Below are 12,973 nucleotides of genomic sequence, written 5' to 3' on the forward strand. Positions count from 1 at the left end.
GTAGAAGAAGCGATAATGTGCATTCACCCTGACGAATCTGGGGTTAATTGTTCTACCGTCATTTTCTGCAATTCATTTGAGCCAGCACTCATAATTGACAGTCCTTGCGTGACATACGGCAATGATGAAAAATAACGTCAAAAGTGTAGGCGCAACAACTAAGCCTTTGGTATTTCAGCTTACGTTTTACGTTGCTATTTAATAAGTTAGGGACTTCCAAGAAATAAATTATCCAAATAACAATGGCAACATACCCTATTCTTAAATTTCTATATCAAAGAGCCATAACATGACTGTACAAAGGTTCACTCCGTTCATGCTGCCGTTGCTGTTCTGCAGAAAGTGATCGCAACTCAAAAAGACGGACAATCGCCGTTTCCAATCCTTCATTTACCTGACTCTACATTCACAAGGAACAAATCATGACAAATTCTGATGCTAAAGTTTGGTTGATTACAGGTAGCTCTAGTGGCTTTGGTCGATCGCTAGTTGAGGCTGTTCTCAAAGGAGGCGATCGCGTCGTCGCCACGGCTCGAAAACCCGAACAACTGGATGATCTCGCTCAACAATACCCAAAGACAATTCATCCGGTTCGTCTAGATGTGACGAATCTACAAGACGTTCAAGCTGCGGTCGAGTCGGCATTGGATCAGTACGATCGCATTGATGTCCTAGTTAACAATGCAGGTTATCCTGCAATGGGCGCAATTGAAGAATTGAGCGACGACGACATTAGACGGCAATTTGAAACGAATTTCTTTGGTGCATTGAGCATGATTCGTGCCGTGCTACCGACCATGCGGGAGCAACGCAGTGGTCACATTCTCAATATTTCCTCTTTTGCTGGTGTGGCTTCTTTGAGTGGACTTGGGATCTATAGTGCAACCAAGTTTGCGCTCGAAGGAGCTTCGGAAGCGTTGGCACAGGAAGTCAAGCCCTTAGGCATCAAAGTGACGCTGATCGAACCGGGAGCATTTCGGACGAATGGTGCTGGTTCATCAATGGTCACGCCAAAGCATCCGATCACAGACTATGCCGAGACCAGCGGCAAGATGATCGATGTCATGCGGTCATCGCATGGCAACCAACCCGGCGATCCAGCAAAAGCTGCTGCCGCGATGATTCAAGTGGTTGAAAGCGACGATCCACCCATGCGATTGGCGCTTGGCGAAGATTCAGCGAATGGGATTGTGCAAAAGCTCGACGCGATGAAAGCTGAACTCGAAGCTTGGAAACCCCTTTCGATTAGCACTGCATTTGAATGAAACAGTAGCCGCAACTTAAAGCTTGAGAGAATCGCTGTGCGAAGCTGCTCATAGACTGATCATCGCGTTGCACCCGATTCCGTTACTGATACCACACCTGAGAAGCACCCAAATGGGTAAGAGGAAAGCTCGATCATGCTTCGTATGATTGAACCAAGACGCACTTCACGATTCCCAGTCAAGGTCTGAAGTCGCTTCTGTGTTTCTGCTCTCGCTCTTGAACCTCTATCCTCTCCCCAGTTGATCCTCCTGTCAAAATTTGAATTTGGAATTGCTGCAGTTTTGGGACATTTTTTTATTTGGAAGTCCCTTATGGTAATATAAAAGGTCTTGGGCGATTAGCACAGGGGTAGCGCACATCCTTCACACGGATGGGGTCACTGGTTCAAATCCAGTATCGCCCACTTATACACAGTAAAGTTTTCAGCTAACTAGCTTCAGTTTATTAAATACGCTTCCCACAGTAAGATGCGCTTATAGGGGAAAAAGAATGGACGCTGCAATGTCGCACTAGAAACTAGCAGATTCGTAATTTATAAAGCCCTATTTTCTGATGTAAACAACAAAAAACGATATCGTCAGAAATTGCGGGTTGAAATTTGCTTAAGATACGCCATGAGGTGCGTAAGCATAGCCCGTTGTAGAAATCTTACCAATTCCCAATGCCCTATGACCAACTACTTTCGCTCCAATGTTGATGTAATGGCTAGCTATGTTCCTGGTGAGCAGCCTCAACGCGGTACACAAATTATTAAACTTAATAGTAATGAAAACCCCTATCCTCCTTCTCCTGCGGCATTAGCTGTGCTACAGAATATTGATGGTGAATGGTTGCGGCGGTATCCAGAACCTTTCGGGGGGGAGTTTCGGCAAGCTGCAAGTAAAGTTTTAGAAGTTCCTAGTGATTGGATAATTGTCGGAAATGGCAGTGACGAATTGTTGAGTGTGGTGATTCGAGCCTGTGCTGAACCTGGGAAGAAGGTAGTTTATCCAATGCCTACTTATGTGCTATATCGCACATTAACAGAAATGCAAGCGGCGGAAATTATTGAGATTCCCTACAGCAAAGATTACAGTTTACCTTTGGAAGAATTAGTTGCTGCCAATGGGGCTGTGACATTTATCGCGTCGCCCAATAGTCCATCGGGGCATCTGGTAGCAACAAATGATTTACGAAAATTAGCCAGCCAGTTATCTGGAGTTTTAGCGATCGATGAAGCATACATAGATTTTACCGAAGAGAATGCATTAGCTTTGGTTAAAGAATACGAAAACGTCATTGTGATTCGGACACTATCTAAGGGGTATTCGTTGGCAGGATTACGATTGGGCTTTGGGGTGGCGAATCCCAAACTGTTGCAGGGATTATTTAAGGTTAAAGATAGCTATAACATTGATGCGATCGCTTGTGCAATTGGCACGGCTGCTATCACTGACCAAGCTTATAAAAATGCTTGTGTAGCCAAGATTAAAGCATCACGGACTAAGTTAGCTACAGAATTGAAACAATTAGGTTTTCATATCTGGGATTCTCAAGCTAACTTTTTGCTGGCACAGCCAAGAGAAGGAAACGCAGAATATCTCTATCAAAAACTGAAGGAACGGGGAATTTTAATCCGCTATTTCAAGCAGCCCGGACTAGATGATAAATTACGGATCACTGTTGGGACTGATGAGCAAAATCAGACTTTAATAGAGGCACTAACTACAAACCTTTAATTATTCATACCCACCAAAACAGTGCTGAGTGCTGAGTAACGAGTGCTGAGTAAAAAGTAAAATTAATTGCACTCAGTATATAGGATAGTCGCGCCCCTCTCTTTGAAAGTTCTGTTCGCTAGTTTTAACTATAAGGTTATACTCAGCACTCAGCACTCAGCACTCAGCACTCAGCACTACTGAATTAACTTACAGCACTTGAAAACTAAAGTTAAGACTTGCCCAATTATTCACATCCAAGCTATGTGAATCGGCTGCTGTGCCGTTCATATCTGTTTTGAAGGCACTAGCGTTATGTAAATCTTGTAGCAAGGCTTGTACAACATCTAAGGAGTTCAACAATGGGCCAATTGGGCCTTCTTCGGCTGTGGAATACTTGGCAGCGTTCAAGGCGGCGAGAGTTCCGTTAAAAGGGGCAGTACTAAAAATCAGTTGGTGTTCGCACTCAGAAGCTGGCCCTGAAATCACCCATTCGGAAGCAGTATTAGTTTGGGGTAGGGTGAGGGTTTCACCTGGAGAGATGACGATTTGTTTAAGGACAGGCTTGATGTCCGCAGTGTTTGGTTCTTGGGGGGTTTCCCAAGAATAGAAGGCGATCGCTGTATGATTATTGTTTAATCCCAGCAAGATTAAATATACTGGGCGATCGCTCTGGTTTTCTACCCGATATTGCATCTGACTACCGATAGGGACAATCGGAGTAGGGAGTGATTTTTGAATCGAAGTTTCTGTTTTGAAAGTTCGTACTGTTTCGCGCTGCATGATCACGCGAGGCGATATGTTGTTAATTATTTCTAAGGTTGTCTTGAGAGCCAAGCGGGAAGAACCTTGATTTTCTGTCAGTCGCCATAACTTGGCTGCTAACAAGGTTGATAATTTTGGTGCTAACTTTTGCACTGTTAATTTTACTGCTTCTCCTGCTTCCCCCGTGGCATTGGAAATTAGTTCGCCACTAAGAGAAAATAGACCATAGCGACTAGGTGTTTGCTGTAGTTTGGCAAATAAATAATCAGCTGGTTTTTCTCCTACAACTACGGTGGAGACATGGGGAAATGCAGCAAAGGCACTTGTAGCGTCTACGCGCTCAATTCTTTCCAATCCAGTATCTAAAGCAATTATTAAATGAATCTTTCGGGCTAAAACCCGGACTGCTTCTTGGACAAGTTGCCCAATTTGTAGGGATACACCTTCAATTTGGGAAATTTGCGCTTTTGCTGTTAACCCAGTCCGCGAGCGCAATACTAATTCTTCTGTTGTTGTTGCTAAGGTGAATCGAGAATTAACTTCGTAGTATAGCAGCACTTGTGGCGGTAATCCTGCTAACCACAGATGGACTGTTTTGCCGTCTTCTTCAATTGCTGTCACTGCGCCTTCTGCACCAATAATACCGTCTGGCGGTAGAGACGTTAGATGTTGATTTTTCTGACTACTTAATAACACTGGTTGCTGTTTACTACCCAATTTGGATAGAGAATTTTCCATATAGGAGAGGGCGACTTGAATTCTGGTAGTTGGCGTGAATTCCCACAAATACTGCGTCAAGGCGTAGGTAAATAACCCGGCACTAAAACCAGCAAAGAGTTCTTCCCTCGCCGACTGCTTGGGATTTGAGGTAGCTGCTAAGACAATCGGCGTGCTGGGTAACTTCTGAGTTTTAAGTTGTTGGAGAAAGTCAAGTTCTTCTGCTGCTAGCTTTGCCTCTACTGATTCTGGAAGGGCGCGACTTTTTAATCCTAATACTGGGGTTGGCGCATAATAGCTAGTATCTAATACTGCTGTGACTCGATCTGTAGGCAGCGATCGCAATAATAGCAGTAGAGTTTCTTCTAATATATAGTTGACTATTTTCTCTTCTTGTGAAATTAGACTGGCATTAGCTGACACCAGAGCATTTTGCATTGTTTCTGGAGATGTCTCCAATTTGACACGGCTGCCATAACCGCTAAAGTGAAACACGACCAGATCATCGGGTTTAGCTTGCTTACCTAAGCGATCCACAAAAGCCGCCTCAATGAATTCCCTACTAGCTTCTTCCTCAGTTAAAGTTAAGATATCTGACCCTTGGAAACCAAAGCGATGAATCAAAAGTTCTCTTTGTAGTTCCACATCCGTGAGACAACCACTGAGGGCTGGAATTTTTGGGTATTGGTTAATACCTATTAACAATGCCAACTTGCGCGGACTGGGTTGTGCCAAAGCCTGATAATAGCGATTTCCTAAAGACAACCACTCAGCTTCAGTTATCCCCAATACCGCGAGTATTGAGCCAATTCTCTCTAAAAACGTGCGACGTTTCATAATTAGCTATCAGCCCTCAGCTATCAGTTAGCAGCTTACAGGGCTGAACTCTGTATTGTAAAGTTACACAAGTGTGGGGAGCAGGGAGCAGGGGGCAGGGAGATAGGGGGACAAGGGGACAAGAAGGTAAACAAAACTCTTAACTCTTAACTCCTAACTCATTGGTACTCCCTCGTCTACACCCAAGCAAGAGGCTTAACTCTTAACTCTTAACTCCTAACTCTTCACTCAGCACTCAGCACTCTTAATGCCCAATCCCCTAAGCCGTTACTTCTATCCGCATTGCCCGCGCCAACTCTGCTGCTACCTCTGGACGAGAAAATTCTGGTGGAGGTAACTCACCCCGCCGCAGCATTTCCCTAACTTTTGTCCCTGATAGGTGAATGCGTTCTTCTGGCCTGCTGGGACTGGTTTTAGATGTTGCCATCTGCTTAGTGCGCGTGCAGTAAAAAGCGTGTTCAAATTTCATCGGCACAATGCCTAATTCACTTGGCGCAAATTCATCAAAGATATACTGAGCATCGTAAGTGCCGTAATAGTCACCTACACCAGCATGATCTCGTCCGACGATAAAGTGAGTACAGCCGTAGTTTTTGCGGACTAAAGCATGGAATATGGCTTCACGAGGCCCAGCATAGCGCATTGCGGCGGGATTAATTGCCAAAGTTACCCGGTCTAAGGGGTAGTAATGTTCTAGCAAAATTTCATAGCAGCGCATCCGCACGTCAGCAGCAATATCGTCCTCTTTTGTCGCCCCGACTAATGGGTGCAAAAATAGACCATCAACGATTTCTAAGGCGCACTTTTGAATATATTCATGGGCGCGGTGGATGGGGTTGCGAGTTTGAAAGCCGACGATGGTTTTCCAACCTTTGTCTTGAAATAGTTGCCGTGAGGCAGCTGGATCGATTTGGTAACTGGGAAACTGGGGATGAGGTTCGCGTTGCAACAACCAAATATCACCCGCCAGATTTACAGTACCTTGGTTATAGAGTACTTGCACGCCGGGATGATTGACATCATTAGTACGGTAGACTTTTATTGCTTCGCGGATTTTGTCGTAGTGATATTTTTGCGTAAGTTGCAAAACTCCGACAAATTCGCCTTTGGAGTTATCCAGACGGATTAAGCCGCCTTCTGGCAATGGTGAAGCTACTTCTTCGCTTACCGATAGTGTAATCGGGATTGACCACACAAGACCGTTAGCTAATCGCATTTCTGTGACAGTGCGATTGTAGTCTTCTTGGTTCATAAAACCCGTCAGTGGACTAAAAGCACCGATCGCAATCATTTCTAGATCGGAAACGGCGCGATCGTCAAGTTGCACTCGCGGCAAAAAGTCAGCTTTTGAGAGAAACTCTGCTCTTTGTTCCGGTGTGGCGATGCGGTTAACCAACTGTCCACCGTGGGGGGCTATGGCATCTGGATTCTGACTCAACGTAATCCCCTCTTTGCTTTTACTGTTATTGTTTCAGATTATGTACTAACTTATCAAATGCTGGTACGTAGAGAAAAATAGTTTAGGGATATAGGGGTCTAGGAACTGGGTTCTGGGTTCTGAAATTGGTCTCAGCGCTCCAAGAGATTGGGGGTATACCCTAACAAAAGACTCCCCTCAAGTGAATGAAGAGAGTCTAGAGAGTTAGTGAAGAGTTATTGCATTTCTAACAGTCCTATCACTTGTTCCAGTTTCATCTTAGCCATGTGCAAAGCTAGCAGTTTCTCTTGATCATATCTGTCTGGATAGTTCATTCTCCTTCCCTCAAGAGTGATTTTGATGAGTGCTGACTGTTCATCAGTAGGTGAACCCATTTCATCAATTGCAGTGCTTATTATCTGGATAGTGTTAAAGTCAGGAGTCTTCAATCCCCTTCCTTGTCTCATCTGCTGTAGCGCTAGTTGGGGAAATGCCATTAGAGATACGATGAAGCTCGTCTTGTAACCTGGGTTTCCTGTAGGCTTAATCCCGTACCTATGACACAAATCATGTAATTCAAGAGTAGTTTTGATTTCGAGTTCTGACCTTGTGAACATAAAATAGAATTGTCTATTTGCTAAAAGTGGACATTGGCGGGTATTAACTTCTCTAGGGGAAATACTCGCCAATTTTAAGCATACAATGTGTTGCCCAATTGATCGTACTTTACATTCACAATACTTAAAAAATGCCTAACCCTGAAGGCAACCCAGACATTAAAAAATATGGATTTAAAACTGATAGAGATGAGCCTTTAACAGAACGGATTGCTATTCGAGTTACTAAGTCAATGGCTGAAAAAATTAAAGCTATTGACAATTATCCAGAGTTTTGTCGTCAAGCTCTGAGCGAAGCATTAGATAAGCTCGATCAATGAGTTAGTTAGTATATGTTCCTATAAATCAGTGCGAGAGTAACGACAATAAGTGTAGAAGTAACTTTTGATAGAGAGTAGGTAGTCGTAGCCCGCCGTAGGTATCGCTTTTCAGGATTCACTTTTGCTAATTGAGCCTAATATGGCAATAAATGGCATAAACTGCTATAAAATAATATTATGAAGGAAAAATTAGGGAAGCAGTACCAGTGAAAAGTATAAATATATCTCTCCCTGACGCGATGCGGACTTATATAGAAGAGAAAGTGGCGACTGGTGGTTACAGCAGTGTCAGTGAATATTTCCGTGAGTTAGTGCGCCAAGACCAAAAGCGTCAAGCGGCTGAACGTTTGGAAACGATGCTTTTAGAAGGTTTAAATTCTGGGAATGCAACTGAGATGACTCCTGACGATTGGGAAGATATACGCCAAGCTGTGCGGGAAAGAATCACCAAGCATAAAGGGTCAAACCAAGGTTAATGAGCGACGTAAGCAAACGACCGCAAGTCATCCGCGATTTGATAGAATTAGCGACTTATATTGCAGAAGATAACTTGGAAGCTTCAGATAGGTTTCTTGCAGCAGCAGAAACAACTTTCAAACAACTGGGTAAAATGCCAGGAATGGGAAAATTTTGTCAATTTTCTCATCCTAATTTAACTGGTGTTCGACAGCAAGCAATAAAAGGATTTAAAAAGTATCTTGTTTTTTATCTTCCTTCGGATTCCGGTGTAGAGATTCTTAGAGTCATTTATGGCGGACGAGATATTGAAACAATCTTGGATGAAGATTTAGCAGAGAATGACTTGGAATAATAATTACGAGTATTTTACGCATCACTTTTAGGATAAGTGATCGCTGTTCCAGAACTATGGATTTATGATAGTAAAAAGCTGAGGATTTATTTACTCAGGGATGGACATTACATCGAATCTGATAACAGTCCTAACTTTCCAAATATCCCTCTAATTCAAATTATTGCCGCTACAGTTGAACGAGCTTGGCAAGTAGGAACTGTACAAGCTTTGAAAGAGTTTGAAGGAACTATTGATAGAAATAATTTTTGATTTTATTCGGTGATTTTAGGGTTTAAAGCTATTAATCTATATTCCAAAACTATTTTGTATGCATCTAAGAAGTGTTTTTCAAGATGTCTATCAGATTTTTTATGCTCGTCGATTATTGGTTGCAAGTCACTATCACTCAAATAGTTGATAAATATCAACCAAGCTAGTAAATGAGGTATGGTCTGTACCATTTTACTATTCATGCTCTTAGCAGCTTCTATTCTAGCTCCTTTATCGTCTGTGAGAAAAGCTTGACGGGTTTTCTTTGCAAAAGCAATAGATGCAAGTTCCCCTTTATCTTTTTTCTTTCTTACCTGAAGAACTTCTACATCTTGAAGGTCTTCAATAGTTAAATGATAATATTTGAATTTTCCATTTTCGTATTCCTGACGAAAACGATTTTGCAATTCTATTTCTGCCTGCTTCGGATTTGTACGTGGCTTGTATAGGCACTCATAATAAACAAAATATGTACAACAGAATAAGCATCCAGCATTGTTAGCTGTTGTATAGAGAAGTTGAGAGGAAAGAAGATTCCAAATAGCACAAGTATCTATAACGTTATATTTATGAAAGTTTGATGGATCAATCCCCATACCTAATAGTTCTCCCGTAGATACTTGCTATTTCTGTTAATTCATATTTGCTAACTAGAAGCCTTTCTGCTACTCGACCTGCTGAAATAAAACCCTGATCATACACGTCAAAGCAAAGTCCAACATAGAAATTTGACAAACCTCTTTTTAGTAGCTCCTCCCGACGTTGGCGAGAACCGAATGAGAGGCTTTCAGGCAGTTCTCGATCAACTTTCAAATCTCTTGGTACTCTCACGGCTTTTATTTGTATTTCTACATTTTCAGATATGAAATTGGCACTTTTTAAGGCATTAGCTAATGCTTCTGTACTGACTTTAAATTTATTTGCCCATTCAATAGCTTTTTCAGGAGTCCAAGTTTGATAATCTGGAATTTTCTGTAAAAATTCTGGTGGCATTAAATAATCGGATGCAAAGTTGTTAGCTCTTACTTCAACTAAATTCTTTTTGTCTGTTTTCAAAGAAATAACAAATTCCTGATCATCATCCAAAATCCCATGAGCCGATTCATGAGCAGCAGTAAATCTTTGCCTATAAATATCTTCGCTGTAGTTCACTAATATGCACTTGCCTGCTATGGGATGTTTGATGAATAAACCAGAGATGTTTGAGTTACCCAACTGGCGACGAAAAATATGAAACCCCAAAGAACGAAAATCTTCATAAACATCCATGCGAACTGCATTAGAGGCATACCCTAAATGTTTTCTGAGTGCCTTTGCCGCCTCTTTTCCATGTCCTATGTAATAGTTACCTCTCTTAATAAAGCTAAAAGACTTATAAATATGTGTTGGAACTAGTTTTAACAGAAAATCTTCACACTCACATAAGAATAAAAATTCTTGTACTGCCCATCGGTCTTCTTTTGAAAATTCCTCTCCATATCTTCGGAACAAAGTTTCTGTTTGATCAAACGAAGCTACTCGCTCGTTAGAAATAAAAAACTGGTAATCACACAGGTAATAATCAGCAAATATCAAAACTTCATCACCTGTTGGTTGCCTTTCCCCATTTTCCAGAGCAGTCAGAATGTTTTCTGGAATGCCTGTAGCTGTTGTGACTTCTACAAGAGACTTTTCAAATTGCTCCCGGCATCTTCTGAGTTTGGAGCTAAACAATACAAGGTCAAAAGACATAGCACAGACAGCCTTTGATCTTTAAGATGTAACATTCTTTACTGGATTTGTGCACGGAATAGTGCGGTAAATCATAGCACGACTATCGTAAGAGATACAAAGTAAAAGGTCAATTTCTACTCAGTATTAACAATAAAATACCCCTCCTCGCTGATGAGAAGGGGTGGTTTTGGCAGAAGCCAAAATGAGGGTAAGATTCAACTAAACTGTTCAATAATTCCGCCACCTAACACTTTTTCTCCGTTGTACCACACCGCAGCTTGTCCGGGAGTAATGCTGATTTGGGGTTCATCAAACACCAAACGCACACGGGAGTTTTCCAACGGAATCACCGTCACAGGTGTAGCCGTTGAACGATAGCGAATTTGTGCTTCGGCATGAATTGGGGTAGATGGTTCAGCAATAGAAACCCAATTTACCCGATTTACAGTGCATTCTGGCTGAGTTACTTTTGTGCGATCGCCTACTACTACCTTATTATTTTCTGCATCTAATTCAATCACATACAACGGTTCGGCAGCAGCAATCCCCAAGCCTTTGCGCTGGCCAATGGTGTAATGATGGACACCATCATGCTGTCCCAAAACTTTGCCTGTAACATCGACAATATCGCCTGTTTTGGGGGCTAAATATTTATCCAAAAATGCCCGCATGGAACCGTTACTTTCCACTAAGCATAAGTCTTGACTTTCTGGTTTATCAGCAGTTTTCAGTCCGTATTCAGTCGCAATCCGGCGGGTGTCAGTTTTTTCTAGTTCGCCTAGAGGAAATATGGTTGCTCTTAGTAAATCTTGAGACAAATCATAGAGAAAGTATGACTGGTCTTTGTTGCGGTCAATAGCCCTTAATAACTGGTAACGTCCAGTTGCTTTGTCATAGTTAATTCGGGCATAATGACCGGTGGCAATGCGATCGCATCCCAATTCTTCACGAGCATATTGCACCATTGGCCCAAACTTCACCGTTTTATTGCACTGGGAGCAAGGCAAAGGTGTGATCCCAGCACTGTAACCAGTCACCAAGTAATCAACAATATGCGTCTGAAAGACATCCCGAATATCCACAATCTGATGGGGAACGCCCAATTGTTCACAGATATCAGCCGCGTCGATCATACCTTCAGAGCAACATTGACCTTTGCCTTTCATTAGCCAAAGAGTCAAACCAATCACTTCATAGCCCTGATGGTGCAGGATAGCTGCGGCGGTGGAACTGTCAACGCCACCAGAAAGACCAACGACGACTTTTTTCATACAAAGCACGACACAATAGCTGCGTGGTTGTCCAATTGTAGCACACACTCTTGAAAGCCTTGCTACTAAAGCACTTCAGTTTTAAAGTCACTGAATTAGCGTCGGTATAGCCCATCCTAGACATCGCTATTCACTCTTTCATCTAAGATTAATTACAGATGTATTTTTTGCCAAGCAGATGAGCTAACTTTACGTTAACGCTGTATAGTTGCTACAACGGTGAACTAACTAGTTCCTGATGGAAATTACCTAAAAATACTGTGACTACTTTCTAACTACTATGTCGAGAGGAATATCAAGTCAATTTATCCCATTTCCGATGCTGCGCCGAAGTTCTCAGGGTTGGAAGCCCACTCTCAGACTTCTCTTTTTGTTAATGGGAGGATGCTTAGTACTGATTTCCGACTCTACCGTAGCACAAGCACAAATTTCCAACAGCAACGTGCTACTGGCTCAAGAAAATGGGGAGATTTTACCACCACCGCCAATTCCTTTTGGTCAACAGCCATCACCGCAGTTACAACAAAGTCAAGCAGAGGACTTCAATCAATCTGAAGTTAACTTTCAGCCTACCCAGCCAGTACAAGACAATCAATTTGAACAGAATTTTCAGCCCTCTCAACCATTACCGAACAATCAATTTGAGCAAAATTTTCAGCCCTCTCAACCTTCACAGTTTAGTCAATATAACCAGAACTTTGAGCGCTATTTAGTTTATGTTGATGGTAGTGATTTTCAGACACTACAAGCAATACGTCAGATTGAACCCAGTGCTTACATTCGCCAGTTCCAAGGCCGGAATGTAATTCAGTCAGGAGTTTTTAACAGAGTAGGCAACGCCCAACAACGGGTGAATGAGCTACAGTCACGAGGCATATATAACGCCCGAATTATTAGCTTTGGTAACGGACAGGAAATAAATGCAGACAATGGCAACTATAACTATAGAGACGATCGCAATAATATAAATGCTAATAGACGAGTCTCTAGATATTATGTCGCCATTCCCACTACTTCCGAACAGTTAAGAGCGATCGCAGCACAAGTTAGGCAGAATTTAGGTCGATTTACCCAAGATTTAGGACGATCTGGCGGAGTCCTCGAAAGGACGCAACCACGAGGCCCGCATGTAGCAGTAGGGCCTTTCCAAAATCGATTCCAAGCTGAGGAATGGAACAAGTATATCCGAAATATCGGATACGGTAATGCCAGAGTTTACTACGGAAAGTGAATAAGTGGGGAGTTAGGAGTGAGGGAAGTACACCAACGGCAAGCGCTCCAATGTAAGTA

The 12,973-nt window shown here is 42.4% G+C and carries 13 protein-coding genes and 1 tRNA gene; 8 read left to right on the forward strand and 6 right to left on the reverse strand.

Features of this window, described 5'->3' with window-relative positions; genetic code table 11:
• Positions 1 to 422 precede the first annotated feature (422 nt).
• From HWQ58_RS34420 to hisC, 3 genes are all read left to right on the forward strand, one after another.
• Positions 423 to 1,265 (forward strand): oxidoreductase, encoded by an 843-nt coding sequence (locus HWQ58_RS34420; protein ID WP_292872769.1) that lies wholly within the window; start codon positions 423 to 425, stop codon positions 1,263 to 1,265.
• Positions 1,266 to 1,597: 332 nt separating this feature from the next.
• Positions 1,598 to 1,669: transfer RNA gene (locus tag HWQ58_RS34425), tRNA-Val, on the forward strand.
• 265 nt (positions 1,670 to 1,934) lie between these two features.
• Entirely contained in the window at positions 1,935 to 2,984 is a 1,050-nt protein-coding gene (gene hisC, locus HWQ58_RS34430) for a histidinol-phosphate transaminase (RefSeq protein ID WP_292872771.1), read from the forward strand.
• Positions 2,985 to 3,173: 189 nt separating this feature from the next.
• Here hisC and HWQ58_RS34435 read toward each other — a convergent pair whose 3' ends face one another.
• The 3 genes from HWQ58_RS34435 to HWQ58_RS34445 all read right to left on the reverse strand — a co-directional run bounded on the left by HWQ58_RS34435 (position 3,174) and on the right by HWQ58_RS34445 (position 7,316).
• Entirely contained in the window at positions 3,174 to 5,282 is a 2,109-nt protein-coding gene (locus tag HWQ58_RS34435) for a caspase family protein (RefSeq protein ID WP_292872773.1), read from the reverse strand.
• Between the two features lie 259 nt (positions 5,283 to 5,541).
• A complete protein-coding gene (sat, locus tag HWQ58_RS34440) occupies positions 5,542 to 6,720 on the reverse strand; it encodes a sulfate adenylyltransferase (protein ID WP_292872775.1) in 1,179 nt (392 codons plus the stop codon).
• A 215-nt stretch (positions 6,721 to 6,935) separates the two neighbouring features.
• Positions 6,936 to 7,316 (reverse strand): hypothetical protein, encoded by a 381-nt coding sequence (locus tag HWQ58_RS34445; protein ID WP_292872777.1) that lies wholly within the window; start codon positions 7,314 to 7,316, stop codon positions 6,936 to 6,938.
• Positions 7,317 to 7,447: 131 nt separating this feature from the next.
• On the opposite strand from HWQ58_RS34445, the gene HWQ58_RS34450 reads away from it, so the two are divergent.
• The 4 genes from HWQ58_RS34450 (at position 7,448) to HWQ58_RS34465 (ending at position 8,699) form a co-directional block, all read left to right on the forward strand.
• Positions 7,448 to 7,636, forward strand: a complete 189-nt coding sequence (locus HWQ58_RS34450; protein ID WP_292872779.1) for a hypothetical protein — start codon at positions 7,448 to 7,450, stop codon at positions 7,634 to 7,636.
• 206 nt (positions 7,637 to 7,842) lie between these two features.
• On the forward strand, positions 7,843 to 8,112 hold the full coding sequence (locus HWQ58_RS34455; protein ID WP_190936344.1) for a type II toxin-antitoxin system ParD family antitoxin: 270 nt from the start codon (positions 7,843 to 7,845) through the stop codon (positions 8,110 to 8,112).
• Positions 8,112 to 8,447, forward strand: a complete 336-nt coding sequence (locus tag HWQ58_RS34460) for a type II toxin-antitoxin system RelE/ParE family toxin (RefSeq protein WP_292872781.1) — start codon at positions 8,112 to 8,114, stop codon at positions 8,445 to 8,447. Before HWQ58_RS34455 ends, HWQ58_RS34460 begins: the two co-directional genes overlap by 1 nt.
• A 36-nt stretch (positions 8,448 to 8,483) precedes the next feature.
• The gene (locus HWQ58_RS34465) at positions 8,484 to 8,699 is read left to right on the forward strand and encodes a hypothetical protein (RefSeq protein WP_292872783.1); all 216 of its coding nucleotides are present in this window, start codon (positions 8,484 to 8,486) and stop codon (positions 8,697 to 8,699) included.
• A 2-nt stretch (positions 8,700 to 8,701) separates the two neighbouring features.
• Here the strand turns inward: HWQ58_RS34465 and HWQ58_RS34470 are convergent, their stop codons facing one another.
• From HWQ58_RS34470 to mnmA, 3 genes are all read right to left on the reverse strand, one after another.
• On the reverse strand, positions 8,702 to 9,295 hold the full coding sequence (locus HWQ58_RS34470; protein ID WP_292872785.1) for a hypothetical protein: 594 nt from the start codon (positions 9,293 to 9,295) through the stop codon (positions 8,702 to 8,704).
• Positions 9,285 to 10,430: an ImmA/IrrE family metallo-endopeptidase gene (locus tag HWQ58_RS34475; protein ID WP_292872787.1), complete on the reverse strand. Its 1,146-nt coding sequence runs from the start codon at positions 10,428 to 10,430 to the stop codon at positions 9,285 to 9,287. Before HWQ58_RS34475 ends, HWQ58_RS34470 begins: the two co-directional genes overlap by 11 nt.
• A gap of 197 nt (positions 10,431 to 10,627) precedes the next feature.
• A complete protein-coding gene (mnmA, locus tag HWQ58_RS34480; protein WP_292872789.1) occupies positions 10,628 to 11,683 on the reverse strand; it encodes a tRNA 2-thiouridine(34) synthase MnmA in 1,056 nt (351 codons plus the stop codon).
• A 280-nt stretch (positions 11,684 to 11,963) separates the two neighbouring features.
• Between mnmA and HWQ58_RS34485 the strand changes: the two genes are divergently transcribed.
• The gene (locus HWQ58_RS34485) at positions 11,964 to 12,914 is read left to right on the forward strand and encodes a hypothetical protein (protein ID WP_292872790.1); all 951 of its coding nucleotides are present in this window, start codon (positions 11,964 to 11,966) and stop codon (positions 12,912 to 12,914) included.
• The last annotated feature ends 59 nt before the right edge of the window (positions 12,915 to 12,973 follow it).

The sequence above is a fragment of the Nostoc sp. LPT genome, assembly GCF_017115165.1.
Lineage (GTDB): Bacteria > Cyanobacteriota > Cyanobacteriia > Cyanobacteriales > Nostocaceae > Nostoc.